Source organism: Methylorubrum populi (assembly GCF_002355515.1).
In the GTDB taxonomy this organism is placed as follows: domain Bacteria; phylum Pseudomonadota; class Alphaproteobacteria; order Rhizobiales; family Beijerinckiaceae; genus Methylobacterium; species Methylobacterium populi_A.
The window spans coordinates 2,240,353-2,265,660 of sequence record NZ_AP014809.1; the positions used below are offsets into that span (position 1 = coordinate 2,240,353).

General features: G+C 70.2%; 26 protein-coding genes. 12 read left to right on the forward strand and 14 right to left on the reverse strand.

Annotated features, from left to right (window positions below):
- Positions 1-9: 9 nt before the first annotated feature.
- Positions 10-444 (forward strand): hypothetical protein, encoded by a 435-nt coding sequence (locus tag MPPM_RS10255; RefSeq protein WP_096484971.1) that lies wholly within the window; start codon positions 10-12, stop codon positions 442-444.
- On the opposite strand, the gene MPPM_RS10260 is transcribed toward MPPM_RS10255, so the two are convergent.
- The gene (locus tag MPPM_RS10260; RefSeq protein ID WP_096484972.1) at positions 423-1,586 is read right to left on the reverse strand and encodes a glycosyltransferase family 4 protein; all 1,164 of its coding nucleotides are present in this window, start codon (positions 1,584-1,586) and stop codon (positions 423-425) included. The two genes, MPPM_RS10255 and MPPM_RS10260, sit on opposite strands and share 22 nt — an antisense overlap.
- Positions 1,587-1,669: 83 nt before the next feature.
- Between MPPM_RS10260 and MPPM_RS10265 the strand changes: the two genes are divergently transcribed.
- The gene (locus tag MPPM_RS10265) at positions 1,670-2,890 is read left to right on the forward strand and encodes a DNA topoisomerase IB (protein ID WP_096484973.1); all 1,221 of its coding nucleotides are present in this window, start codon (positions 1,670-1,672) and stop codon (positions 2,888-2,890) included.
- A gap of 19 nt (positions 2,891-2,909) precedes the next feature.
- Here the strand turns inward: MPPM_RS10265 and MPPM_RS10270 are convergent, their stop codons facing one another.
- The gene (locus MPPM_RS10270; RefSeq protein WP_096484974.1) at positions 2,910-4,004 is read right to left on the reverse strand and encodes a methyl-accepting chemotaxis protein; all 1,095 of its coding nucleotides are present in this window, start codon (positions 4,002-4,004) and stop codon (positions 2,910-2,912) included.
- A gap of 326 nt (positions 4,005-4,330) precedes the next feature.
- Between MPPM_RS10270 and MPPM_RS10275 the strand changes: the two genes are divergently transcribed.
- Complete coding sequence (locus tag MPPM_RS10275) at positions 4,331-5,746, forward strand: cytochrome ubiquinol oxidase subunit I (RefSeq protein ID WP_096484975.1); 1,416 nt, start codon at positions 4,331-4,333, stop codon at positions 5,744-5,746.
- Positions 5,747-5,844: 98 nt separating this feature from the next.
- On the opposite strand, the gene MPPM_RS10280 is transcribed toward MPPM_RS10275, so the two are convergent.
- From MPPM_RS10280 to MPPM_RS10295, 4 genes are all read right to left on the reverse strand, one after another.
- Positions 5,845-6,543: a response regulator transcription factor gene (locus tag MPPM_RS10280; protein WP_096484976.1), complete on the reverse strand. Its 699-nt coding sequence runs from the start codon at positions 6,541-6,543 to the stop codon at positions 5,845-5,847.
- A gap of 208 nt (positions 6,544-6,751) precedes the next feature.
- A complete protein-coding gene (locus tag MPPM_RS10285; protein ID WP_096484977.1) occupies positions 6,752-7,648 on the reverse strand; it encodes a GGDEF domain-containing response regulator in 897 nt (298 codons plus the stop codon).
- A gap of 215 nt (positions 7,649-7,863) precedes the next feature.
- Entirely contained in the window at positions 7,864-8,343 is a 480-nt protein-coding gene (locus MPPM_RS10290; RefSeq protein ID WP_096484978.1) for a hypothetical protein, read from the reverse strand.
- A gap of 128 nt (positions 8,344-8,471) precedes the next feature.
- Positions 8,472-8,720 (reverse strand): hypothetical protein, encoded by a 249-nt coding sequence (locus MPPM_RS10295; protein ID WP_096484979.1) that lies wholly within the window; start codon positions 8,718-8,720, stop codon positions 8,472-8,474.
- Between the two features lie 441 nt (positions 8,721-9,161).
- Between MPPM_RS10295 and MPPM_RS10300 the strand changes: the two genes are divergently transcribed.
- Positions 9,162-9,986 carry an FTR1 family protein gene (locus MPPM_RS10300; protein WP_096484980.1) on the forward strand — a complete coding sequence of 275 codons (825 nt, stop codon included), beginning with the start codon at positions 9,162-9,164 and terminating at the stop codon, positions 9,984-9,986.
- A 294-nt stretch (positions 9,987-10,280) separates the two neighbouring features.
- On the opposite strand, the gene MPPM_RS10305 is transcribed toward MPPM_RS10300, so the two are convergent.
- From MPPM_RS10305 to MPPM_RS10320, 4 genes are all read right to left on the reverse strand, one after another.
- Positions 10,281-10,754 carry an arsenate-mycothiol transferase ArsC gene (locus tag MPPM_RS10305; protein WP_096484981.1) on the reverse strand — a complete coding sequence of 158 codons (474 nt, stop codon included), beginning with the start codon at positions 10,752-10,754 and terminating at the stop codon, positions 10,281-10,283.
- Between the two features lie 231 nt (positions 10,755-10,985).
- Positions 10,986-11,498, reverse strand: a complete 513-nt coding sequence (locus tag MPPM_RS10310) for a UPF0262 family protein (RefSeq protein ID WP_096484982.1) — start codon at positions 11,496-11,498, stop codon at positions 10,986-10,988.
- Positions 11,499-11,633: 135 nt separating this feature from the next.
- Positions 11,634-12,929, reverse strand: a complete 1,296-nt coding sequence (gene hisD, locus MPPM_RS10315; RefSeq protein WP_096484983.1) for a histidinol dehydrogenase — start codon at positions 12,927-12,929, stop codon at positions 11,634-11,636.
- Positions 12,930-12,960: 31 nt separating this feature from the next.
- Positions 12,961-13,416: a DUF2948 family protein gene (locus MPPM_RS10320; protein ID WP_017485340.1), complete on the reverse strand. Its 456-nt coding sequence runs from the start codon at positions 13,414-13,416 to the stop codon at positions 12,961-12,963.
- A gap of 313 nt (positions 13,417-13,729) precedes the next feature.
- Between MPPM_RS10320 and MPPM_RS10325 the strand changes: the two genes are divergently transcribed.
- Positions 13,730-14,089 carry a hypothetical protein gene (locus MPPM_RS10325; RefSeq protein WP_096484984.1) on the forward strand — a complete coding sequence of 120 codons (360 nt, stop codon included), beginning with the start codon at positions 13,730-13,732 and terminating at the stop codon, positions 14,087-14,089.
- Between the two features lie 127 nt (positions 14,090-14,216).
- Here MPPM_RS10325 and murA read toward each other — a convergent pair whose 3' ends face one another.
- Together murA and MPPM_RS10335 are read right to left on the reverse strand one after the other, a co-directional pair.
- Positions 14,217-15,506 carry a UDP-N-acetylglucosamine 1-carboxyvinyltransferase gene (gene murA / locus MPPM_RS10330; protein WP_096484985.1) on the reverse strand — a complete coding sequence of 430 codons (1,290 nt, stop codon included), beginning with the start codon at positions 15,504-15,506 and terminating at the stop codon, positions 14,217-14,219.
- A 198-nt stretch (positions 15,507-15,704) separates the two neighbouring features.
- Complete coding sequence (locus MPPM_RS10335; protein ID WP_096484986.1) at positions 15,705-15,896, reverse strand: hypothetical protein; 192 nt, start codon at positions 15,894-15,896, stop codon at positions 15,705-15,707.
- A gap of 650 nt (positions 15,897-16,546) precedes the next feature.
- Here MPPM_RS10335 and hemA point away from each other — a divergent pair.
- From hemA to MPPM_RS10350, 3 genes are read left to right on the forward strand one after another with little or no spacing between them, the layout of a single operon-like run.
- Complete coding sequence (gene hemA / locus MPPM_RS10340; protein WP_096484987.1) at positions 16,547-17,935, forward strand: 5-aminolevulinate synthase; 1,389 nt, start codon at positions 16,547-16,549, stop codon at positions 17,933-17,935.
- Between the two features lie 36 nt (positions 17,936-17,971).
- Positions 17,972-18,538 (forward strand): hypothetical protein, encoded by a 567-nt coding sequence (locus MPPM_RS10345; RefSeq protein WP_096484988.1) that lies wholly within the window; start codon positions 17,972-17,974, stop codon positions 18,536-18,538.
- Positions 18,535-19,002, forward strand: coding sequence for a hypothetical protein (locus MPPM_RS10350; protein ID WP_096484989.1), 468 nt, complete (start codon positions 18,535-18,537; stop codon positions 19,000-19,002). Before MPPM_RS10345 ends, MPPM_RS10350 begins: the two co-directional genes overlap by 4 nt.
- Before the next feature lie 6 nt (positions 19,003-19,008).
- Here MPPM_RS10350 and MPPM_RS10355 read toward each other — a convergent pair whose 3' ends face one another.
- On the reverse strand, positions 19,009-19,563 hold the full coding sequence (locus MPPM_RS10355; protein ID WP_096484990.1) for a DUF2059 domain-containing protein: 555 nt from the start codon (positions 19,561-19,563) through the stop codon (positions 19,009-19,011).
- A 205-nt stretch (positions 19,564-19,768) separates the two neighbouring features.
- Here MPPM_RS10355 and MPPM_RS10360 point away from each other — a divergent pair, with 205 nt between their 5' ends.
- The gene (locus MPPM_RS10360; protein WP_096484991.1) at positions 19,769-20,071 is read left to right on the forward strand and encodes an alkylphosphonate utilization protein; all 303 of its coding nucleotides are present in this window, start codon (positions 19,769-19,771) and stop codon (positions 20,069-20,071) included.
- Between the two features lie 24 nt (positions 20,072-20,095).
- Here MPPM_RS10360 and MPPM_RS10365 read toward each other — a convergent pair whose 3' ends face one another.
- The gene (locus MPPM_RS10365; RefSeq protein WP_096484992.1) at positions 20,096-20,839 is read right to left on the reverse strand and encodes an MBL fold metallo-hydrolase; all 744 of its coding nucleotides are present in this window, start codon (positions 20,837-20,839) and stop codon (positions 20,096-20,098) included.
- A 419-nt stretch (positions 20,840-21,258) separates the two neighbouring features.
- On the opposite strand from MPPM_RS10365, the gene MPPM_RS10370 reads away from it, so the two are divergent.
- The 3 genes from MPPM_RS10370 (at position 21,259) to MPPM_RS10380 (ending at position 25,106) form a co-directional block, all read left to right on the forward strand.
- Positions 21,259-22,398 (forward strand): helix-turn-helix transcriptional regulator, encoded by a 1,140-nt coding sequence (locus MPPM_RS10370; protein ID WP_096484993.1) that lies wholly within the window; start codon positions 21,259-21,261, stop codon positions 22,396-22,398.
- A 354-nt stretch (positions 22,399-22,752) separates the two neighbouring features.
- Positions 22,753-23,571 (forward strand): hypothetical protein, encoded by an 819-nt coding sequence (locus MPPM_RS10375; RefSeq protein ID WP_157914164.1) that lies wholly within the window; start codon positions 22,753-22,755, stop codon positions 23,569-23,571.
- 152 nt (positions 23,572-23,723) lie between these two features.
- Positions 23,724-25,106: a class II 3-deoxy-7-phosphoheptulonate synthase gene (locus tag MPPM_RS10380; RefSeq protein ID WP_096484995.1), complete on the forward strand. Its 1,383-nt coding sequence runs from the start codon at positions 23,724-23,726 to the stop codon at positions 25,104-25,106.
- Positions 25,107-25,308: the final 202 nt, after the last annotated feature.

Sequence of the window (25,308 nt, forward strand, 5' to 3'; positions counted from 1 at the left end):
ACGGTGGGAATGAGCGAGTTCTTTCTCGTCAGACCTCTCGAGCTCATCGGTTTTGATGGGAGCGTGGCTGTCAGCGGGGCATGGGTGATCGCGACGACCTTGTTCCTGTTCGTGTCCGGGGCGTCGTCGCAATGGGAGAATCTGCGCATTTTAGCCTCCCAAGCCGCCCGGACCGAGTGGGCCGCTCAAATGAGGATGGCGTGGACGGGCGCACGAATCGATCACCGCGGCATTACCGTCGAGGGCTCCCATGCCACCGTCTTCCAGGCTTGGCCGGTTCTGACGGGTGTGCACTCCGAGGGCGGATTGCTCCTTTTCGAGAGCAATGGTGCGATCCTGATCGCTCTTCCCGAAGCCGCGATACCGGCCGGCGAGCGCGATCGGATCGTCGACTATTGCGCGGCCCGCATTGATCGGACGCGTCAGGCCAGTAGCTCCGCGTAGAGCCCCGCCACCGTCTCGGCGACGGCCGCTTCCGTGTAGCCCCCCTCAAGGATCCGCGCCCGCGCCGCCGTGCCCATCCCCGCGACGAGCGCCGGATCGGCGGCGAGCCGGGTCAGCGCGGCGGCGAGCGCGGCGGCGTCGCCCGGCGGCACGAGCAGCCCCTCGACGCCGTCGCGCACGAGGTCGCGGCAGCCCGGCACGTCGCTGGTGAGGATCGCCCGGCCGCAGGCGGCCGCTTCCAGCAGCGTGCGCGGCAGCCCCTCGCCCCCGCGCGAGGGCAGGGCGCCGACATGGTGGGCGGCGAAGACGTCCGCGACGTCCGTGGTCGGGCCGTGCCACGTCACGCCGTCGCGCGACCAGTCCCGCAGGGTCGCCTCGGGAATCGCCCGGCGGTTGGAAGGGTCGGGCGCGCCGTAGAGCGACAGCTCGATCGCGGCGCCCCCGGCGCGGGCCTGCCGCACGGCCTCGACGGCCACGTCGATCCCCTTCGACCACAGCATCCGCGCGACGATCGCGACCCTGAGCGGCGTCGGCGGCGGCAGCGGACGGGGGGCGAAGGCCTCGGGATTGACGCCCGCGCCGCCGACCAGGGTGACGGCGGTGTCGGACGGGTCGAGACCGAGGGCGCGGGCATCGTCCGGGTTCTCGAACAGGAAACGGGTCTGCCGGCTTGCCAGCGGGCCGCGGATCAGACCTTTCAGCGCCAGCCGCGAGAGCCGTCCGGTCGCGTCCGCGCGGGCGCCGAGCAGGCCGAGGCCGGTCAGCGCGAAGACGCGGCGGGGAATGCCGGCCATCGCCGCCGCCGTGCCGCCGACGAGGATGCCGCGCAGCGCGACGCAGTGGACGATGTCGGCGCTCAAGGCCTTGAGGATACCCGAGAGCTGGCCCGCGGCGTAGCCCGCTGCCATCGGGTTGAGGCTGGAGCGCTCCGCCTCCAGCGGCACGACGCGGATGCCGGCCGCCTCGATCACGGCGCGGTGCGCGCGCACCCGCGTCACCACCGCGACCGACAGCCCGATCTCGCGGGCGGCGCGGGCCATCGGCAGGAAGTGCGAGGCGAAGAACCAGTCCTCGGTCACGACGAAGACGAGGGTCTTGCCGGCGAAACTCCGGTCGGAACGGGAATGAGCTGAGGCGGTCATCCTGCGTGGCCATAGCACGGGGGGCGATCCGGAACAGCGTCGCCCTCCGCCCGGTTGTCGCCCCACGGATCAGGGAGGGCGTCATGCTGTCGGACGAGGTCGGAGCCGGCGTGGTCGATCCCCGCGAGGCCGCGCGGGATGCGGGGCTGCGCTACGTGGACGATTCCAAGCCCGGCCTGCGGCGCAAGCGCAACGGCAAGGGCTTCCGCTACATCGACCCGAAAGGCGCCGCGATCCGCGACCCGGAGGAGATTGCCCGGCTCAAGAGCCTCGCCATCCCCCCGGCCTACACCGATGTGTGGATCTGCCCGCATCCCAACGGCCACATCCAGGCGACCGGGCGCGACGAGAAGGGGCGCAAGCAGTACCGCTACCATCCCCGCTTCCGCGAGGCGCGGGAGGCCTCGAAGTTCCACCGCATCATGGCCTTCGCGGAGGCGCTGCCGGGCATCCGTCAGCGCATCGACGCCGATATGGGCAAGCGCGGGCTGCCGCGCGAGAAGGTGCTCGCCACTGTGGTCCACCTCCTGGAGACCACGCTGATCCGCGTCGGCAACGACGATTACGCCCGCGCCAACAAGAGCTACGGCCTCACCACCCTGCGCGACCCGCACGTGAAGATCGCCGGCTCCGAGATGCGCTTCCGCTTCAAGGGCAAGAGCGGCAAGGAATGGTCGGTCTCGGTGCGCGACCGGCGCGTCGCCAAGATCGTCAAGGCCTGCCAGGACCTGCCCGGTCAGGAGCTGTTCCAGTATCTCGACGAGGACGGCGAGCGGCGCGACGTCACCTCCTCGGACGTGAACGCGTATCTTCGCGAGATCACGGGCGAGGATTTCACGGCCAAGGATTTCCGCACCTGGGCCGGCACGGTCCTCGCCGCCCTGGCGCTGCGGGAGTTCGAGACGTTCGACAGCGAGGCTAAGGCCAAGAAGAACCTTCGCGCGGCGATCGAGTCGGTGGCCGGGCGGCTCGGCAACACGCCGACCATCTGCCGCAAGTGCTACATCCACCCGCAGATCCTCGACTGCTATCTCGAAGGCGGCATGCTCCTGCAGGTGAAGGAGGCGGTCGAGGGCGAGCTCAAGAACGGCCTCGATGCGCTGCGCCCGGAGGAGGCGGCGGTGCTGAGCCTGCTGCGGGGGCGGCTGGACCGGGCAGCCAAGGCCGCCGGGGCCGATCCCGACAGTCCGGAGGGCACGGCGCGGATCGAGCCGCCGCGTCAGACCGGAGGCCGCCGGGCGAAGGGATCGGCTGCCGGAGCATCCCGCAGGAAGGGCAGCTCCGGAGGCCGTCGGGCGGCCTGAATGAGGCTCAAGGCCCCGATCAGGCCCCGCCCCGGACGATGACGCCGTACCAGCCGAGCCCGCGATAGGTCTCGTAACCCGGTGTCCGGTGGAAGGCGGTCACGGCGCCCGTCCGCGGATCGCGCACGAGGCCGCTCTCCCGTCCGTGCAGATCGGCGGCGAGCGTCTCGGTGAGGGCGCCCCGGCCGTCGGAGGCGGCGAGGACGCGGTTCTGCGCATCCACCAGGAGCACCCGGGTGCGCGCCCGGTCCTCCTGCGCGATCCGCACGCCCTCGACGATGGCCTTGGCCTGGGCCTCCCAGTCGAAATGGATGGCGAGGACGCCGCAGGCCGGTCCACCCTCCGTCTCGTAGATCCCGGCGGCATAGGTCGACACCTGCGCGCCGCCGAGCTGCGTCTCGCGGCGGACATCGCCGGGAACGTAGTCGCCGCCGCCGCGAAGCCGGATCGCGTCCCGGAACCACGTCTCGCCCGCGACGCTGCGCCCGCGCACGCCCGGGAAGCGATCGGGCCGGCCATTGGCGAGCACGGTCCCGTCGCGGCCGCACAGCCAGAGATCGAGATAGACGGTGTAGGCCGAGAGGATCACCCCGAGCCGCTGCGACGCGTGGTCGGCGGTCGCGGCCGCGCGGTCTCCGTCCGTCCGGGCGGCGCAGGCCACCACGGCGGCATCGGTGGCCCACCAACGCACGTCGCAAGTCCGCTCGTAGAGGTTGCGGTCGATCAGCTCGATGGCGTTGAGGGAGAGATCGACCAGGCGCTCTCCTTCCGCCTTCGCCGTCATCGCATCGACACCGTGCTGCAGTTCGGCGATCCGCGTCGTCAGCCCGGTCTCCAGTTCCTGCGCCAGCGCCTCGATCTCGGCGCCGATGCCGCGCACCTCCTGCGCCACCACCGAGAAGCCGCGCCCGTGCTCCCCGGCGCGGGCCGCCTCGATCGGGGCGTTGAGGGCGAGCATCTTCGCCTGGGCGGTGATCTGCCGGATGCGTCCGACCCGGTCCTGGGCGATGCGCCCGACCTCCCGGGTCAGGTCCGCGATGGTGGTCGGCCCGCCGTCCGGTTGCTGCGCGACCGCACCGTGGAACAGGGAGTGAACTGATGCTGGTGCCGTCATGGCAATGACCCGGTCTGCGTGTGGGCCATTGTTCCGATTTCAAGATTAACATAGATGTAAGAGGCGTCCGCCTTCACCTGCGAAGGCCTGACAGCTGGAAATACCCCGCCAATCGGCCGATCACCCGCCGCGGCCGGCGGTCGATCCGGCGGCAAGGCCCGCCGAAAGCGTGCCGCGACGCGATGGCTCGCCGCAATCGCCCGGCGCCGCGAACCGCGGCACGGCAATCCGGTTGAAGGTAAGAGATCGCGGTAGCCGAGGCTGCCGTACGAGGCCCGCTGCTGCGCTGCGATCGCGGCCCCCTTTTTGGTCAGGAAGGTGACGCGATGGAACTCGACGCCCTGATGCTCTCGCGCATCCAGTTCGGCTTCACGATGGCCTTCCACATCATCTTCCCGGCCTTCACCATCGGCCTCGCCGCCTTCCTCGTGCGGCTCGAAGCGCAGTGGCTGTGGACGCGAAACCCGATGTACCGGGTGCTCTACCGCTTCTGGGTGAAGGCCTTCGCGGTCTCTTTCGGCCTCGGCGTCGTTTCCGGAATCGTGATGAGCTACCAGCTCGGCACGAACTGGTCGCGCTACTCCGACTTCACCGGCAACGTGCTCGGTCCGCTGATCCAGTACGAGGTCATCACCGCCTTCTTCCTCGAGGCGGGCTTCCTCGGGATCATGCTGTTCGGCTGGGACCGGGTCGGCGACCGGCTGCACTTCCTGGCGACCTGCATGGTCTCGCTCGGCACGCTGATCTCGGCCTTCTGGATCCTGTCCGCCAATTCCTGGATGCAGACGCCGGCCGGCTTCACGATCGAGAACGGCCGGGCGGTCGCCACCGACTGGTGGCAGGTCATCTTCAATCCGAGCTTCCCGATCCGCTACGCGCACATGGTGCTCGGCTGCTTCCTCACCACCGCCTTCGCGGTGTCGGGCATGGCCGCCTGGATGATCCTGCGCGCCCGCAAGGAGCCGCCGGAGAAGGTGCAGGGCGCGCGGGTCTCGCTCTCCATGGCCCTGTGGTTCGCGCTGATCTTCACGCCGATCCAGATCTTCGTCGGCGACACCCACGGACTCGGCGTCCTCAAGCACCAGCCGACCAAGCTCGCGGCGATCGAGGCGAACTGGGACACCCAGGCCAACATGCCGCTGCTGCTGTTCGCGATCCCGAACATGGAGGCCGAGCGCAACGACTTCGAGATCGGCATCCCGAAGCTCGGCTCGTTCATCCTGACCCACGACTTCTCCGGCGTGGTGCCGGGCCTGAAGGACGTGACGCCGGACAAGCGCCCGCCGGTCTGGCCGGTCTTCTACTCGTTCCGCGCCATGGTCGCGATCGGCATGGCCATGCTGCTGTTGAGCCTGTGGAGCCTGTACCTGCGCTGGAAGGGGACGCTGTTCACGAACCGCATCTTCCTCACCTGCGCCATGCTGATGACGCCATCCGGCTTCGGCGCGGTGATCTTCGGCTGGTTCACCGCCGAGATCGGGCGCCAGCCCTACATCGTCTACGGCCAGCTCAAGACGGCGGACGCCCACTCCCCGCTCACCGCCCAGGCGGTGACGACCTCGCTGATCGCCTTCATCGTCGCCTACGCGATCATCTTCGGCTTCGGCAGCTACTACCTGGCCAAGCTCCTGCGCAAAGGCCCGGAGCCGTTCGAGCCCTCGGTGCCGGGCGAGGATGTCGGCCGCAAGCCCAAGCGGCCGCTCTCGGCCGTGGACGAGCGGCTGGAGGCGCGGACGGTCTGATCGGCGATCCGGTCCCTGCCGCGGGCCGATTCGAGTCTCGCTCCGGTGCCGCGCGGACGTACCGGGACGGTCTCCGCTTCGATCGAGTGGAGACCGTCTCAGGCCCGGGCGGCGAGGGGAGCGTGGCGGGCCGGGCCGCGCGGCGTCTCGGTATCGAGCACCGGGGCGAGGCCGAGCTGCCGGGCGAGCGTGACGAGATCCTTCAGGCGGCCGGTCTGCGTCTTGCGGCGCAGGTTCAGCCGGTGGGTCTCGACCGTCCGCACGCTCAGCGAGAGCCGGCGGGCGACTTCCTTGTTGCTGAAGCCGGCGCTGAGGAAGCGCAGAACTTCCGCCTCGCGCGGGGTGAGGCCGATGGCGGGATCCTCGGCCGTGGACCGAGTGGAGGCCGACGGGGCGGGGGCTGCCCCTTTCGCCAGGGCGATCACGCTGGCACAGACCTCCTCCGCCGGGGTGCCCGCCCCGATGAAGGCATCGGTGCCGGCCGTGATCAGCCGGTTCATCGCCGACGCGTCGAGGGTCCGGAACACGGCCAGCACCCGCAGCCAGGGCCGTCCCTCGCGCAGGGTCACGATCCGGGCGCAGCCGGCCTCCGCGCGCGCGCCGTCCACCGGAACCAGCGCCACCGCCGGCCTCGGGCCGCCCCGAAGAAGGTCTTCCTCTCCGATCGTGCGCAGGGACGGCGCGTGCTCGAGCCCCGCCCGCAACCGGTCGTCCAGCCCGGTCGCCTCATCGACGATCAACAGCTCGACGGCCCGGCTGGCGGTGTGGCCGACGGTGTGATTGACGGCTTGACTCATGCCGCTCCCCTCTCGTCCCGCCGCAGAACGGTGCGGCTTGTGCGGATGGAGAAGAACAAGAGTCGTTCCAGCGGCTTAGGGGCGATTCAAATGCTGAATCGTCCCCGCGCGGAGCCTCGGGGCCGCCGGCGTCCCGCTGCGGGACGCGCGGGGCCCAATCTTTCCCGTTGCGGCGCGGTTGCAGGGACCCGTCGCGCGCGCCCGCGTCTCAGCCTGCCCGGGCGAGGACGAGGTCGGTCATCGCCGAGACCACGCGGTTGCGCCCGGTCGTCTTGGCCTCGTACAGGGCGATGTCCGCCCGTTTCAGGAGGCCCTCGACGGTCTCCCCCTCGGACCACTCGCTGACGCCGAAGCTGCAGGTGAGCCGCACCGGACCCTTGGGCGAGCGGATGAGCAGGTCGGAGGCCTTGAGGCGCAGGCGGGAGGCGATCGTCTCGGCATCGGCGAGACGCTGGCCGGCGAGCACCACCGCGAATTCCTCGCCGCCCAGGCGCCCGGCAATGCCCTCGGCCTCGAGCAGCCCGGCCACCGCCTTGATCGCCGCGTCGCCGACATCGTGCCCGTGCTCGTCGTTGATGCGCTTGAAATGGTCGATGTCGAGGAGGACGGCGCAGAGATGCCCGAAAGAGCCGGTCTTCTGGGCGGCCTCGCGCGTGCGGTGCAGGAAGGCGCGGCGGTTGAGCAGGCCGGTGAGCGGATCGGTCTCGGCGAGCCGGATCAGCTCGCCCTGGAGCGTGGTGAGCCGCTCGGCGGCCCGCAGGCGTGCCTGCAGTTCCTCGGCGCCCGGCGGCTTGTCGATGAAGTCGTCGGCACCGCTGTCCAGCGCCTCGGCGAGGTTGCGGGCGTTGCGGGCCGAGGACATGGCGATGATCGAGAGCGGGCGGCTCGACTCGGCGAGCAGTCGGGCCGACCAGCACAGCTCCAGCCCGCTCAGCGGCCGGACCTCCAGGCTGGTGATCAGGGCGCGGACCTTCGGCGTGTCGGTGACGTAGGCGAGGGCCTCGGCGGAGTCGGTGAACTGCGTCACCACATGGCCGCGCGGTTCGAGCATGCCGGCCACGATCCGCAGAACGACGCGACTCGAATCCACGATGACGATGTGCACGGCCCTGGCTCCCCCTGAACGAGGGAGATTGTGCGCAAGACAAGTTAAGGGGCCGTCTAGAGCATCATCCCGAAAGGTGGTTTGCGGCTTTCGGAAAAAGATGATGCAAAAACAGATCCCTAGCGCATCGTGCTGGATCCGATATCCAGCACGATGCGCTAGAGCGGCGGTTCAGCCGGAGGTCGCGAACGCCGTTGGATCGCCGCCCGCTCGGACTACCGGGCGCGGGCAGGCACCCGGACCGAGACCACCTGCGCGCCGACCTCACCCTCGGAGCGGGGGGCCGGATCGGACCAGATTCCCTTGGAATCCTTCGACAGGACGCGGGCGCCGGGCCGCCGGAGCGCGGCGCGGCCGCGGACGGGGCCCTGCTGCTCGATCACGGTCAACGTCGGGCGCGCGGTCGGGGCCTCGCGGATGCCGGCAACGGTGGGAACGCCGTAGGTGCCGTAGCCCCAGGCCGGCGGCACGAGCCGGCTCGTGCTGGGAAGCCGCGTGAACGGAGCGCCGACATAGGTGCCCTCGACCAGCGGACCGGCGAAGCGGTACCCGCCATCGCCGTATCCGTACGTGTAGGCGTATGGGGACCCGTACGGCTCGGCGGTGGCCGCCGGGGCGCCGAGGACCATCAGGGCGGCGAGACCGGCGGCGCGGGCGAGGACGGGACGCGGGGTGGGACGCAGGGTGTGGCGCATGGATCGAGGCTTCTCCGGTGGCGCATTCCGAGGGACGCGATTCAGGGGGGTGAAAGCGGCCGCGCCCATGCTCGTTCCACCCGCCCTGGTCCCGCCAGCCGATGCAGAGTGCTGAGACGGGTGCCGGGTCAGCGGCAGATCGTGACGCGACGGACGATCCAGCCTTCCCCTTCGATCCACAGGCGACGGCGCTGCTTGTTGCAGTTGGCGCTGTCCTCCTCGCTGTCCGAGGCCGTGGCCGTCTGGGAGACCTGGGTCGCCTCCGCCAACTGGGTGGCGCTGCGGCCGGCGGGCGGGGCGGCGAGGGCCGGCGCTGCCGTCAAGCCGATCAGGACGAGGCCGGCGAAGGCGGCCGCGGCGGTGGGTTGCGCGATCATGGTATCCTGCCCGCGCGCCGTGGCGGGCGCGCTTCAACGGTTCAGCTGGAGCGGCCGGTGGCCCGCCGTGCAGGCGCCGCCGCATTTGCATCAACAATCCCCAACGTGGCCGTTGGGTTTCGCGCGACCTTCCGGAAAACGGCGAAAATTTGTCGGTCGACCGCGGTCTTGCCTGCGGCGCTACGGCGCGATCTCGCCGGCTCAGTCCGATGCTTGCGAGGATGGTGCAAAGAGTTGTACTGGCACAGCGAGCGAAAAAACGCCGCTTCGTCGCTGGGAACTGATCCGATCTTCTTGTTAGGAACGTTTCTAAGCTGCGATTTGCATCAGAATATTAGGACGGCGTGACCAGTATTCGCGGTGCCGCGAGGAGCTGTGCCGCCATTGAGACAGACAACCCGCCGGGATGCGCGTCCCGCGGATCGAAACGGGAGCAATCGGATGGCGGACGGATCGACGTTCGTGCAGGCTTTCATCATCCTGTTCCGCGAGGGACTGGAAGCTCTGCTGGTGATCGCGGCGCTCGCCGCCTTCCTTCGCCGCGCGAATGCGGCGGAACGGATCGCGCCGGTCTATGCGGGGGCGCTCGCCGCCGTCGTCGCCAGCGTGGTCATGGCGTGGGTGTTCGCGACCTTCTACGACGGCAACCACAGCGACCTGTTCGAGGCCGGCGTGATGCTCGCGGCCGCGGTTCTGCTGTTCTACATGAGCGGCTGGATGTTCGTCCGCCAGGACCCGAAGGCGTGGCAGGCCGATCTCAACCGGCTCGCCGAGCGGGCTCTCGGGGCGGGCACCGTGCTGTCGCTGGCCGGCATCGCCTTCCTCGCGGTGTTCCGCGAGGGCGCCGAGACGATCCTGTTCGTCCACGCGCTCGCCAAGTCCGGCAACGGCTTCGACGCCTCGCTCCTGAGCGGTCTGGCCGCGGCGGCGCTGGCCCTGGTGGCGATGTTCGTGGCGATGCAGTGGCTGGCCCTGCGCCTGCCGCTGCGCCCGATGTTCATCGTCACCTCGGCCTTCCTGTTCTTCATGGGCCTGCGGATGGTCGGCGAGGCGTTCCAGGAGTTGCAGGAGCAGGCGCTGATCCCCTTCACCACCGAGGGCGTGCCCGCCTTCGTCTCCGATTGGGGCCTCAGCAACGGCAGCTGGGAGGCGCTCGGCACCCAGCTCGTGATCCTGGCCGTGGCCGTGGTCGCCGCCCTCGTCAGCCTCACGCGCAAGGGCGCCAAGGAGCCCCGCGAGGGCCGGCCGGTCTCCGCCGCCTCCTGATCCACAAGCCGGCGCCCGCTCCGAAGCGGGCGCCGCTCATCGAGCGGGCGGACCGGGACGGCCGGGCAGGGCGCGGTGTCCCCGCTCAGGATTCCGGCCGCTTCCCGTCGAACAGGTGGACCACGGGCTCGAAGGCCCGTGCCTCCTCCTCGATCATCCGCGAAGGGGCCGTCCACGATCCGCCCGCGAGGCCCGCGCCCATCCCGCCGAAGGCGTTGCAGCCGTGGACGAGGACGCGTTCCGGACCAGCGAAGATGTCGCCCTCGACGTAACGGATCCTCGTGGCGCGCCCTCTCAGGTCTTCAGCCGGGACTTGATCCGGTAGGTCAGTCCGTCGCGCACGTCGCGGTAGCCGTCGAGGCGCTGCTCGCGGGTGCCGTCCTGCACCAGGGTCGGGTCCGGCGTCGGCCAGTACTCGACATCCGCCGCCAGGGTGTGGGTCAGTTCGAGGGCGCGGTGGTGCGCCTCCGGCGACAGCGTGATGATCAGGTCGAAGTTCAGCCCCTCCCAATCCTCGAGCTGCTCGACGGTGCGCGGCTTGTGGCGGGAGGCGTCGATGCCGATCTCGTCCAGGGCCGCGATCATGAAGGGGTCGCTCGGCTCGCCCGAGCGCACGCCGGCCGACTGCACGTAGGTGGACTTGCCGAAATAGTGGCGCGCGATCGCCTCCGCCGCCAGCGAGCGCACCGCGTTGAAATTGCACATGAACAGGACGGATTGAACCCGCCGCTTCTGCGGCCCGGTCCCCGGGATCGCGTCGTCCGTCATGCCCTGCCTGAGAGCATGGTCCCGAGAGTAGGGCGCCGGCCGGTCGGAAAAGTCGATGCAGACACCGTGCCCTCTCGCGAAACGCCCCCGCCCCCTCGCGCCGATGCACCACGGATCGGGCGTTTCGTGACGTGCTCGTGCACACGCTGATATAGGACCGGCCCGCGCTTCCCGGAAGCGTATCGTTTTGCCGACGCGTGCCCCTCTCGCGGCAGGATGCTGCCGGTTCGCTCAGCCCTTCCAGTGCAGGGCGAAGATCAGGGTGAACAGGCGCCGGGCGGTGTCGTGGTCGAGATCGACCTTGCCCTCGAGGCGCTGCCGCAGGAGTTCGGAGGCCTCGTTGTGCAGGCCGCGCCGGCCCATGTCGATCGCCTCGATCTGCGTCGGCGAGGCGGTGCGGATCGCGCTGTAATAGCTCTCGCAGATCATCTCGTAATCGCGGATGACGCGGCGGAAGGGGGTGAGCGAGAGCAGGTGGGTCATCACCGGCTCGCCGGACTCCGTCGCGATCGCGAAGGACAGCTTGTTCTCGACGAGGCCGAGGACCAGCCCGTAGGGCCCCTCGTCGCGGTCGGGCAGGGTGAAGCAGTTCTCCTCCAGGATGTCGTAGATCGCGATGGCGCGCTCGTGCTCCTGATCGGGATTGCCCCGGCCGATCGAGGCCTCGTCGAGGCGCACCGCCGCGAGCCGGTTCCTCGGCTTCTCCGGCGTCCCGTCCGCCCCCTGCTTCGGTTCGGCCTTCATCGCCGCCGCCTTCTCGCACCGGTGCCCGAATCCGGGCGCCTCTTGCCGTCACATGAGCCGCAAGCCCGTCCCACAGGCAAGCTGTGGCGTGCGGGCGGCCCGAAAAGTGATCGTCCGCCCCGAACGGGGCCGACGTCAGAGGTTGAGCCGGATCGCCACCGAACGGGCGTGTCCGTCGAGGCCCTCCGATTCACCGAGCGCGATCGCCGCCGGGCCGAGGGCCCGCAGGGCGGCCGGATCGCAGCGCAGGATCGAGGTGCGCTTCATGAAGTCGAGCACGCCGAGGCCCGAGGAGAACCGCGCCGAGCGGGCGGTCGGCAGCACGTGGTTCGGGCCGCCGACATAGTCGCCGATCGCCTCGGGGGTGTGCGAGCCGAGGAAGATCGCCCCCGCGTTCCGGATTTTCCGCGAGAGGGCGTCGGCGTCCTGCGTTTCGATCTCGAGATGCTCGGGGGCGATGGCGTCGACCAGCGGCACCGCCTCGTCGAAATCCCGGACGCGGATGATCGCGCCGTAATCGCGCCAGCTGGCGCGGGCGATCCGCTCGCGCGGCAGGGTCGCCAGGGCGCGTTCCACCGCCGCTTCCGCCGCCTCGGCCAGTTCCTCCGAATCAGTGATGAGCACGGACTGCGCCGCCTCGTCGTGCTCGGCCTGGGCCAGGAGGTCGGCGGCGATCCAGTCGGGATTGGCGTGAGCATCCGCCAGGATCAGCACCTCGGAGGGGCCGGCGATCATGTCGATGCCGACCTGCCCGAACACCCGGCGCTTGGCCGCCGCCACCCAGGCATTGCCGGGGCCGACGATCTTGGCCACCGGCGCGATGCTCTCCGTGCCGTAGGCGAGTGCGGCCACCGCCTGCGCCCCGCCGACACGGTAGATCTCGGTGATGCCCGAGAGCTGCGCGGCGGCGAGCACCAGCGGGTTGAGCTGGCCCTCCGGGGTCGGCACCACCATGACGATGCGCGGCACGCCCGCCACGCGGGCCGGCACCGCGTTCATCAGTACCGAAGAAGGATAGCTCGCGGTGCCGCCGGGCACGTAGAGCCCGACCGATTCGAGCGCGGTCCAGCGCCAGCCGGCGGTGACGCCGAGGTCGTCGGTGGAGAGGTGATCCTCGGGGATCTGGCGGCGGTGATAGGCTTCGATCCGCTCGGCGGCGAGCGCCAGGGCGGCGCGCGCCTCGGCCGGGCAGGCGGCCACCGCCGCCTCCACCTCTTCGGCGGTGATGCGCAGGGATGCGGCCGAGAAATCCTGGCCGAGCCGGTCGAAGCGGCGGGTGTAGTCCACCAGAGCCGCATCGCCGCCGGAGACGACGCCGGCGATGATGCCGCGCACGGTCTCGTCCACGTCCTCCGAGATCTCGCGCTTGAGCCCGAGCAGGCGCTTGAAGGCCTCCCCGAAATCGGGGGAGCGGCTGTCGAGGCGGATCATCGGCTGATATCGGCGGTTCGGGGGAGGGGGGTCACGGGCGGCTCTCGACGAGACTGCGCGCGGCCTCGTGATCGGGGCGGCCGTCGGCCTGCCACACGGGGCCGAGGTCCTTCAGGCGCACCTCGATGCATTCGAGTTCGAGACGGATCGCGGCGCCGCCGGAGAAGACCAGGGTGGCGATGCCGGAGGGTGCCTCGGTCTCCTCGAAGGTGATGGCCAGAAGGCTCAGGGGATCGCCCGAGGTCGCCCCCGGCGTGATGCCCTTGGCCTTCACGGACAGCACCCGCTCGAAATGCAGACCCGAGAGCCGGCGCCGGGGCGGCTGTCCCGGGGGCACCGACCAGTCGAAGCGGCGCGCCGCCAGGGCGAAGCGGTGCTCGCCCGGCAGCCATGCGAGATCCTCCGCCCGCAGGATCGCATCCTGCAGGTGGGCGGAGATGACGGCGAGATCCTCGGCGTCGAGGGCGGCGAGCTTGAGAAGCTCCATGCTTACGCTCCGGGCTCCCCGACCGAACGCGCGGGAAGCGGATTTGGGAGCGTAGGTAGCGAGGCGACCCGCCTGCGGCAACCGGCAGCCTGGGCGGCGAGAGCGCCGTTGTCGGCTCTTCACCCGTGCTTTTCGGCCGCGGCGGCGGGTTCGGCGGCGAAAAATGCTGTGAGGATCGCCCGGCGTGACCGGTTTCACCGTAGCCGGGCACGGCTGCGCGAGGCGAAGGCTCTTTTGGGCTCATCGCGCGTTCATGAGCGCGCGGCTAAGGCTGAGCGTGACGTTCGCGAGATATCCGGAGGGGATGAGGACGATGAGAAGCGGAGTTCTGGCCATCGGGCGCACCGTGGGGGTCGTCCTGGCCCTCGGGTTCGTGGCGAGCCCGGCAAGCGCTCAGTATTACCGCGACGGCTACGACGGCCCGCGCCGCTACGACGACGGCTATGGCCGCCGCTACCGCGACGACGATGACGGCTATCGCCGCCGCCGCTACGAGGACGAGGACGACCGTTCGCGCTTCCGTGGTCCCCCGCCCCCACGCTACGGCCGCGGCGGCGGCAGCATCTGCGTGACCGCCCGCGGCAATTGCCCCACCGGGTTCGCACCGGTGAACTCGCCCTGCGCCTGCGACATTCCCGGCTTCGGCGTCAAGCGCGGCGCCGTCGGCCGCTGAGGCTGCGGAACGGACCCGGCCTCCCGGCCTGCACGATCCGGTGCAGGCCGCCCTCGCCGTGACAGGAAGTGCATCGGCCAGGCCGCCCGGCGTTCGCGCGGCCCGAAGGGCTCGCCGGGTTCGGAAATCAGGCGCGCACGCGCTCGATCCGTGCCCCGCAGCGGCCGAGTTTGGCCTCCAGGGCCTCGAAGCCGCGGTCGAGGTGGTAGACGCGGTTGATCTGCGTCTCGCCCTCCGCGGCGAGCGCGCCGATCACCAGCGAGACCGAGGCGCGCAGGTCGGTGGCCATCACCGGCGCGCCCTTCAGGCGCTCCACCCCCTCGACCACGGCGAGATCGCCGTCGAGGCGGATCCTGGCGCCCAGCCGCGCCAGTTCCTGCACGTGCATGAAGCGGTTCTCGAAGATCGTCTCTCGGATGCGCGACTGGCCCTTGGCGAGCGTCATCAGCGCCATGAACTGCGCCTGGAGATCGGTCGGGAAGCCGGGGAAGGGGTCGGTGGTCACGTCCGCCGGGCTGATGCCGCCGCCGTTGCGGCGCACGCGGATGCCGTCGGGCAGGGCGGTGATCTCGGTGCCGGTGGAGGCCAGCACGTCGAGGGCGGAGGCCAGCAGGTCGGTGCGGGTGTTGACGAGGGAGACGTCGCCCCCGGTCATCGCCACCGCCATGGCGTAGGTGCCGGTCTCGATCCGGTCCGGCAGCACCTCGTGGCGGGCGCCGCCCAGGCGCGCGACGCCTTCCACGACGATGCGGGAGGTGCCCGCGCCCTCGATCCGCGCGCCCATCTTGATCAGGCACTCGGCGAGATCGACGACTTCCGGCTCGCGGGCGGCGTTGTCGATCACCGTCGTGCCGTAGGCCAGCGCGGCCGCCATCAGGGCGACGTGGGTGCCGCCGACGGTGACGGTGGGGAAGGTGATCTCGGCGCCGCGCAGGCCGTTCTTGGTCTTGGCCACGACGTAGCCGCCGTCGATCTCGATCTCGGCGCCGAGCTTTTCCAGCGCCATGATCAGCAGGTCGACCGGTCGGGTGCCGATGGCGCAGCCGCCGGGCAGCGATACCTTGGCCTCGCCGAAGCGGGCCAGCAGGGGCGCGATGACCCAGAAGCTCGCCCGCATGGTCGAGACGAGTTCGTAGGGCGCGGTGGTGTCGATGACGTTCGAGGCGGTGAGCCGGATGGTCTGGCCGGTCTCCGCCGTCTGGCCGGGCCGCTTGCCGACGATCATGTGATCGACGCCGTGATTGCCGAGGATGCGCGTCAGCGCCGCGATGTCGGCGAGCCGCGGCACGTTGATGAGCTCCAGCGTTTCCCCGGTCAGAAGGCTCGCGATCATCAGCGGCAGCGCCGCGTTCTTGGCGCCCGAAATCGGGATCGTGCCGTTGAGCGGCGTGCCGCCGGTGATGTGGATGCGGTCCATCGGGATCCTCGGAGTACCTCCGTGCCGGTGACGGAGGTCGCCTTGCGTGCCGGGCGCGCGGGCGCCCCTCGTTCAGGGTGGAGGTATAGGCGGTATCCGGCAAAAAGAAGAAGCGTGGCCGTTCGGTTCCCTCCTGCACCCGGCGCATCGCTCCCGCGAGGTGAGGTGAGGCCAGGCGAGGCATCGAGGCGGCGGGCGCTAGCCCTTGCCGGCCGGCTGCCGCTTCGGCGCGGGCTCAGAGCCGGCAACGAGGCTGGCATCGGGGCCGGTATCGGCGGCGGAGCCAGGCGCCTCGTCGGCCCGGCTCCGGGCCTGCGCCTTCCGGCGGCGCAGGTTGTCGCGCAGGGCCGCCTTCAGCCGCGCCGCGCGCTCGTCGTCCTTGGTCGCCATCGCACGCGTTCCGAGCCGATCCCGCCTCTGGACCGCCGACCCATCCCTGCGGGCGCGGCTGTCACGGAAATGGCCGTATCGCGGTTTCGCGCCCTTCGCCAGCGCCCGGGATCGTGCCTCCGGCCGCCACCCTCTCCCCCTCGATGGCGGCAGGGTCCGCGTCGTGATTCGCGCCGCGACCCATCGTCACCGCCGACATGGTCCGGATCAGCGGCGGCACGGTCGGGAGCGGGAACCGGGGGCTCTGCTCATCCTCGGCCGTGCCCGAGGGCGCCCGCGGCGCCGCTGCGCGAGGGACCATCCGAGGGTTCAGGCACGCATACGGACAAGATCGCGAGGGTGTTCGAGCCGGTGCAAAGCCGGCGCAAAGCAGGAATGTCTCGAACTCACCTTGAACCAGTTCGAAAATACCTCCTATCTTGCGGCCACAGCGGCGCCGGCACGGGACTCGTCCCGGAAGCAAGCGGGAGCCGCCGGTTGGACGATGACGCGCGGCCAGGCCGCGCCGCTCCCCGGGGGCTGAACCTTGGGAGATCACCGCCCGGCTGCGAACGGTTCGACACCGCCCTTCGGGACGGTGCGCGAGCCCGAATTCTTTACCCGAGGCGTCCCAAGAAGAACGCCCGGCCAGCCGAAAGCGTCGAGGACGGATGCCCGTGAACCTGATGCCCGTGAACGCTGCCGACAGCGCCACCCTGTCCGACGAGTCGATCGTGGGCGGTGATGGCGGCGTGGACGAGACCGGTGCAAGCAACGGCCGGGCCAGATTCGAGCGGCCTCCGGTCCGCCCCGCCGGCCCGCGCACGGATTACGAAGGCCATTTCCGCGCGGCTCTCGACCGGCTGCACAGCGAGCGCCGTTATCGCGTCTTCGCCGATATCGAGCGTATCTCGGGCCGCTTTCCGCAGGCGACGTGGCGGCGGCCGGAGGGCGGCAACCGCGAGATCACCGTATGGTGCTCGAACGACTATCTCGGCATGGGCCAGCATCCGGAAGTCGTCGGCGCCCTGACGCAGACGGCCGCCCGCTGCGGCGTCGGAGCCGGCGGCACCCGCAACATCGCCGGCAACAACTCGCCGCTGGTCGATCTGGAGCGTGAACTCGCCGACCTCCACGGCAAGGAGGCGGGTCTCGTCTTCACCTCGGGCTACGTCTCGAACCAGGCCGGTATCTCGACGATCGCCAAGCTCATCCCGAACTGCCTGATCCTGTCGGACGCCTTCAACCACAATTCGATGATCGAGGGCGTGCGCCATTCCGGCTGCGAGAAGCGCGTCTTCCGCCACAACGACCTCGAGCATCTCGAGCAGCTGCTCGCCGAGGCGGGCGACCGGCCCAAGCTCATCGCCTTCGAGTCGGTCTACTCCATGGACGGCGATGTGGCGCCGATCGCGGCGATCTGCGACCTCGCCGACGCCTACGGCGCCATGACCTATCTCGACGAGGTCCACGCCGTCGGCCTCTACGGCGAGCGCGGCGCCGGCATCGCCGAGCGCGACGGGGTGATGCACCGGGTCGACGTGATCGAGGGCACGCTCGCCAAGGGGTTCGGCTGCGTCGGCGGCTACATCACCGGCTCGGGCGTGCTGTGCGACGCGGTTCGCTCGCACGCGGCCGGCTTCATCTTCACCACCGCCCTGCCGCCGGCGGTTGCCGCGGCGGCGCGAGCCTCGGTGCGCTACCTCAAGCGCTCGAAGGCCGAGCGCGAGGCGCACCAGCGCCAGGCCGCCCGCACCAAGGCGGCGCTGGAGACGGCCGGCCTGCCGGTGCTGCGCACCGAGACCCACATCGTTCCGCTGATGGTGGGCGATGCCGAGCTGTGCAAGGCAGCGGCCGACCACCTGCTGGAGCGCCACGGCATCTACATCCAGCCGATCAACTACCCCACCGTTCCGCGCGGCACCGAGCGTCTGCGGATCACGCCCTCGCCGTTCCACGACGACGAGCGCATCGGCGCGCTGACCGCGGCGCTGGTCGAGACCTGGGACACGCTCGACCTGCCGCGGGCCGGAACGGTGTTCGCAGCGGCCGCGGAGTAGGCTTTTCGCGGGGGCCGAAGCCGCTACACTGCCGATATGGCCCCGGCCTTCGATCGCACCCGTCTCCTCCAGGCTCTCGAACGGCTCGGCGCGGACCTGTCCGCGCGGGGCCTGTTCGTCGAACTGGCCGTCTACGGCGGCGGGGCGTTGATGCTGCAATTCGCGTGGCGGCGCGGCACCGACGACGTGGACGCCGTTGTCCGGGAAGGCTTCGACGAGGCGGCGCTCGCGCCCTCCGTCGGCCGCGTCGCGGAGCAGATGGGCTTGCCGCCGGACTGGCTCAACAACGCCGTCGGCATGTTCACGCCACTGGACGAGGACGAATCCCTGTTCGCGGCGGCCGGCCTCTATCCGGCCGAGGGGACGCCGGGCCTGCGGACCTTCGTCGCCACGCCGCGCTACCTCCTCGCCATGAAGCTGCACGCGTTGCGGAATGTCGATCGCGGCGACCGGGATCTGCGGGACGCGCGGCAGCTTGCGGCTCATCTCGGCATCCGCGACGCGCAGGCACTGCATGATCTGTACGTGTCCGTCTACGACGAGGCGCCTGCGGACGAGACGAGCCTGCGCTTCCGGTCGGTTCTTCAGGATCCGCCGCGATGAGACCCGCTTCCTTGCGCGAGGTCGTTGAGCGGGCGCGCGGGGACGGCGACTGGGATCATCACCTCCAGAACTTCCTCGACGCCTTTTATCGGCACGACGGCGACATCGCGGTGCAAAGCGCGATGATCGCCGAGGATCCCGGGTTCCTCGGAGCGGCCCGGCCCGATGCCTTCCTCGGCGGGGTCGGCGAGCATCTCGCCCGGCGCTGGCGTCTGCCCTCCATCCCGGCCTGGGTGCGCCATGAGGCGCGCTATCTCGACAAGGCGATGTTCGTGCCCGACGAGCGCGCCCTGCGCAATTACCTGCTCTGCGTCAGCCCGGTCTCATTCCGCCCGCGCCTGATCTTCACGGGTCCGGACCCGCTTCAGCGCGCCCGCTTCCCCTACCACCGCGGTGTGATCCGGATGCCCCTGACCTTCCCGCAGGGGCCCGAGGCCGCGGCCCTGTTCGAAGCGCGGCGGTGAGCAACCTCAGCGCCGCTTGCCCTCGTTCGCCCAGCCATGCGCCGCGGCGGCCTTCTCGACCTTGTCCTTCAGCTCCGGCATCAGCGTGCCCATCCATTGCTGCATGCCCGTCAGCATCGCCTGGCTCAGTTGCGGCTGCGCCTTGACGAGGTTCTTGCCCGCCGGCGTGGCGTAGAAGCTGGCGACCGCCTTCAGATCCTCCTTCGAGAGGACGGAGGCGAAGCTGAGGGCCTGGACCGCCAGCAGGTCGTCGTAATGTTCGGAGAGCGTGGGCAGGACGACCTCGTCCACCATCACCTGGGCCTTCTTCGGGTCGGTGATGCCCATCTGCTGCATCACGCCGGCCATCGGCGCCTTCATCGCGGCGAGCACGGCGGCCCGGTCTCCCTGCGCGGCGGCGACGACCTCACGGGCGGCGGCCAGACGCTCGGGATCGGCGGTGACGGCCGGGGCGGCCGGCTTGGCGGGCGCCTGCGCCGAGGCGGGAGCGGTGCCCGCGACGAGGGCCGGCGCGCAGAGCAGGCCGAGGCCGAGCAGTCCGGAGAGCAGTTCCTGGCGCATGGTCGGTGTTTCTCCGGTCGTAAGCATGGGGTTGGGCTGTCTACCCGGGCGGGATGACACGCAGGCAACGGTGATCCTCGCAACACCCGGTACCGGCTCGCGGAACGGTAGTCGGTTCGGAGCTATGCCCGCAACGCGCTTGTCGGCCCGCCCAAGGCGCCGCTATGGCCGCGCTCACGGCGGCGTGACCGCCAGGAGCCCGACGATGCCGGATACGGACGACGCCTACATCTACGACGAAGCGCTCGGCGAATGGCGCCCCGCTGGCGCGGTGGCCGAGACACCGGCTGCGAGGGCACCTGTCCGCGACGCTGCCGGCAACATCCTGGCCGACGGCGATGCGGTCACCCTGATCAAGGATCTCAAGGTCAAGGGTGCGAACCAGACCCTGAAACAGGGCACCGTCATCCGGTCGATCCGCCTCACCGACGATCCGGAGGAGATCGATTGCCGACACGACAGCATCAAGGGCCTCGTCCTGCGCACGGAATTCGTGCGTAAGCGCTGATCGCGACCACCACGGGGGGCGGGGTCAAAGCGTGAGGACGAGCCCGTCCTCCGCGGCGATGTAGCCGTCCGGCGGGTGGGCGATCATCTCCGGGCTCATATGGGTGAGCATCACCCGCTGTGGGGCGATCTCGGGCAGGCGCCGCTTCAGCGTCGCCCAGTCGAGGTGGAACTTGACCGGCCGCTCCACGGTGTAGCTCTCGGCGATCATCAGATCCGCCCTGCGCCCCGCCGCGACGATGTCCTCCACCCATTCGGTGTCGCCGGTATAGCTCACGACCTTGCCCGCGGCCTCGATCCGCAGGGCGTGCGCGGGGGCGCCGGAGGGGTGGCGCATGGTGAAGGCGGTGGTGCGCACGCCCCCGGTCTCGACCGGCCGCCCGGCCTCCATCTCTACGACCTCGACCGCGAAGCGGCGCTCGGCGGTGCTTGAGCCGGGAAACAGCACCTCCATCGCCGCCTGAAGCCGCTCGGCCGTGCCCGGCGGCCCGACGACGGTCAGCGGCTGCGTGCGCCCGCTGACGAGCTGCCCGTCGAGGATCAGCCAGGGCAGGCCGCCGAAATGGTCGCCGTGGAGATGGGTCAGGAACACCGTGCGGATCCGGTTCGGATCGACGCCGAAGCGGCGGATGGCGATGAGCGAGGAGGCGCCGCAATCGATGAGGAAGGCATCCCCGTCGGCAGCGGCCGACGGATCGACGTGGAAGCAGGTGTTGAAGCGCCCGCCCGAGCCGAAGGCGTCGCCGCAGCCGAGAACCTGGAGCCGCATGGATCTCTCCCCTGTCTCTTACCCGTTACGCTCGGCCGTTCGCCTTCCCGGTGATCTCGGTCGCTGGGCGGCTGCGGCAATCGTCCGACACCGGATCCGGCCGGCAAGTTTCCGCCCGTCTGCGAGCCGTGCCGCGGTCGCTCTCCTGTTTCCGCAATCGGCAAGGGGAGCGCTTCGGCGGCGGTACCTCATTTCCATCGAGAAACCGCTGTAAAGACGGGAACTCGAAGCGCGTTTTCGGAGGTCGCGTGATGAGCGAGGTGCCGGAGACTGGATGTGAGTGAAGGCAATCCGATTTTGCCGTGGAGAGATGCGAAGAAAATCCCGCCTCTTCGGGCTGCATACGGTATCCAAATGCTTGCGAAGGCGCCAAAGTCCCGCTGTATGACCGCGATTGTCCCACGTTTCTTTTCCGGTCCATGACGATCCATCCCCGCTCCATTCCCCTCCCCCGCCCGGTCTCGATCGAGCCGGCCGCCCTGTCGCCGGAGGGCGCGGCCCTGATCGACCGGATCTACGAGGCGGCGGCCGTGCCCGAGCTGTGGCGCGACGTGCTGAGCGGACTTGCCCGCTTCGCCCGAGCACGGGAGGCGGTGATGATCGTCACGACCGGAACGCATTTTCGCGACGTCGTGACGACCTCGCCGGAATTCGATCTCCTCGTTGCCGAGCACCTGCGCTTTCCCGGCAATGTCCGCACCGGGCGGCTGCTGGATTTGCGCCATCCGGGCTTTCTCAACGACCTCGATGTCGTGACGGAGGAGGAGATCGCGACGCTGCCGCTCTATCAGGACTTCCTGATCCCGCGGGGTTACGGCGCCGGAACCGCGACGACCGTCCTGGTCCCGAGCGGCGACAGCGTGATCGTCCATTGCGAGCGCGCCCGGGCAGAGGGGGATTTCGGCCCGCAGACGCTGGCCGCGCTCAACGGTCTGCGCCCCCATCTCGCCCGGGCCGCCCTGCTCTCCGCACGGCTGGAGATGGAGCGGGTCGCCACCACCACCCGGACGCTCGAAGCGCTCGGCCTGCCCGCCGCAGTGCTCGGGAGCGGCGGGCGCCTCATCGGCGCCAATCCCTCCCTCGTGGCGATGATGCCCCATACCCTGAGTGACCAACCCTCGCGGCTCGCCGCCGTCGACCCGGCCGCCGACCGGCTGCTGCGCGAGGCCCTGGAGCGCTCGGCCGAGGAACAGCCGGTGCGCTCGATTCCGATCGCGGCGCGGGAGGATCGGCCCCCGGTGATCCTGCATCTCGTGCCGATCCGGGGTGCGGCCCACGACGTGTTCGCCCGCGCCCGCTTCGTGCTCGTCGCTACCCCGGTCGTCGCCCGCGACGTGCCCGGCGCGGAGGTTGTCCAGGGTCTGTTCGACCTGACGCCGGCGGAGGCCCGGCTCGCGGCTCTGATCGCCGCGGGCGACGCGCCGGTTCCGGCTGCGGCCAAGCTTGGCATCACCCCCAGCACCGCCCGCACCGTGCTCAAGCGCGTCTTCCAGAAGACCGGCGTCTCGCGCCAAGCCGAACTCGTCGGCCTGCTCGCCGGTACGGCGCTGCCGCGATAGGTCGCGGCCCGGCAGGAAGCCGTGCCGGCGCGCCGGGGAGGGGAGGATGCCGCCCATCACGCCGCCCAGCGCGCGCCGCCTTGCGGCCCGTGGCGGCGGCTGCTCTCATGCCGCTCTCATGCCGCAGGACCGTGCGGGAGCAGCCAATTGGATGCCGTCACCCAAGGTTCGGCCTGAGGGAACAGCGCGGCCGGGAGGGGGAGTCATCATGGCGCGCGGCGGGCGGGAGAGCCGGTATGCGGCCGAGCCGGACATAGGCAGCCGGTCGGGGTTCGGACCGCGGGAGGCCCGGCGCTCTTCGAGAGTATCACGCAGCATGACTCACGGCGTTGCGGCTTCGTCGAGAGGGCACTGGTGCCGGCGATGTCCAACGGGCCCGGCTTCGCGACGGCCTATGCCCGCTATCGCCGCTTCGCATCCGCACCCCCGGTCCCCTGCGGGTGCGGCGCGTGGAACGATCTGTTCACCCTCTATGCCCTCAGTCGCGTGTTCGAGCGGCTGATCCTCGGCGTCCAGGCTCGCATCGGCCTCTCGGACACCTGTCCGCCCAGGCTGCATGCGCTCGCATCGGCCGCCCTTGCGCGCGATGCGCTGATCGACTTCTTCGGCGCCTTCGGCATGGCACCGATGCAGGTCCAATCCTGCTATCACCCCTTCTTCCACGAGGTGGTCCGTGCCGAGCGCGATCCGGCGCTGGGCGAGGCGATCCTCGTCGAGGAAGAGATCTGGCCTGGCCTGTGGTTCGGGGATCTCGTCTTCGCCCGTGCCGGCGTCGGGATACGATGCGGGCCCCGCGCCCGGCTCGATCCGGGCCTCGCCACGGGTTCGACCCTGTACTTCGCGTGGAATCGCGCCCGCCGTCCGGCGCGGGACCTCTCGCACGGCTGGGGCAGCAACTCGCAATGGGCGACCGCGTTCCGCCGCGACTACGCCGACGGCGCGGTGCTGCGCTACAACGTGGACGGCCGGGCGGTTCTGGGGGCTGTCACGCCGCCCGATCCTGAATCCCTGCCGCGATCTCTATCACCGGACTGCATGGATCTCACGGAGGCCGAGCGAATCGAATTGCTGACCTATCGCTGCTTCGTCCGCACCGGAAAGTCTCATCACGACCGTTGGCCCTTCGACGATACCTGCACGGAACCTGCGCCGGGGCCGGACTGGATCTGGTGACGGCCGCGCCATCGCCCGGATCGGCCCCGCGAACCCGCCGGCCCCGGGAACAGCCAACTCGCCACTGGCAAAAAACCGCTCTATAAGCCCGGCTTCGCGCGAGGCGGGAGGGCCCGCGCGCATCACCCGGTGGGGTGAGCGGAGAGAGTATCATGGCCGAGCGGTGGACCCCGAAAACCTGGCGCAACCTGCCGATCCAGCAGGTCCCGTCCTATCCGGACGCGGGCGCTCTTCAGGCCGTCGAGGCGCAGCTCGCGAGCTTTCCGCCGCTCGTCTTTGCCGGTGAGGCGCGCAAGCTGAAGTCCGCCTTGGCGCGCGTCGGTGCGGGCGAAGCCTTCCTGCTGCAAGGCGGCGACTGCGCCGAGAGCTTCGACGAGCACTCGGCCGACAACATCCGCGATTTCTTCCGCGTCTTCCTGCAGATGGCGATGGTGCTCACCTTCGCGGGCGGCTCGCCCGTGGTGAAGGTCGGCCGCATCGCCGGGCAGTTCGCCAAGCCGCGCTCCTCGCCGACGGAGACGCTGGAGGGCGTGTCGCTGCCGAGCTACCGCGGCGACATCATCAACGGCCTGACCTTCACGGAAGAGGCCCGGATCCCCGATCCGAAGCGCCAGCTCGAAGCCTACCGGCAATCGGCGGCGACGCTGAACCTGCTGCGCGCCTTCGCCACCGGCGGCTACGCCAACCTCGAGAACGCGCACCGCTGGATGCTCGGCTTCGTGAAGGACAGCCCGCAATCCTCGCGCTACCGGGATGTCGCCGAGCGGATGTCGGACGCGCTCGACTTCATGCGCGCCATCGGCATCAATCCGGAGACGCACCAGGAGGTCCGCACCACGGACTTCTACACCAGCCACGAGGCGCTGCTGCTCGGCTACGAGGAGTCGCTGACCCGCGTCGATTCGACGAGCGGCGACTGGTACGCCACCTCGGGCCACATGCTCTGGATCGGCGACCGCACCCGCCAGCCGGACCACGCCCACGTGGAATATGCCCGCGGCATCAAGAACCCGATCGGCCTCAAATGCGGGCCCTCGACCACGGCCGAGGGGCTGATCCGGCTGATCGACCTCCTCAACCCGGAGAACGAGGCCGGCCGCCTCAGCCTGATCTGCCGCTTCGGCGCGGAGAAGGTCGGCGACCACCTGCCGAACCTGATCCGCACGGTGCAGCGCGAGGGCCGCAACGTGGTGTGGGTCTGCGACCCGATGCACGGCAACACCATCGCCGCGGGCCGCTACAAGACCCGGCCGTTCGAGCGGGTGATGCAGGAGATCGAGGGCTTCTTCGGCGTGCACCGCGCGGAGGGCACGATCGCCGGCGGCATCCATCTCGAGATGACCGGCAAGGACGTCACCGAATGCACCGGCGGCGCCCGGGCGCTGACGGCCGACGACCTGCAGGACCGCTACCACACCTACTGCGACCCGCGCCTCAACGCGGAGCAGGCGCTGGAGGTGGCCTTCCTCACCGCCGAGCTGGTCAAGCGCGAGCGCGCCGAGATCGAGCGCCCGCGCCTCGACGCGGCGGAGTAGCCGCGGATCCGATCGATTGGGAGTCGGGCGGGGCGGGCGCGATCGTGCAGGATCGCGCCCGCCCTTCTCGTTGGTGCGCATTCTTCTGCCGCGCAGTCCCCGCCGTCGCGACGCAGAGCCGACAAAAGAATCGGCGAAGCACCACATCGGCGCGCGTCAAGAATGTTTCTCGCCGCCAGGCTTGGTTATCATCCTCTTAAGC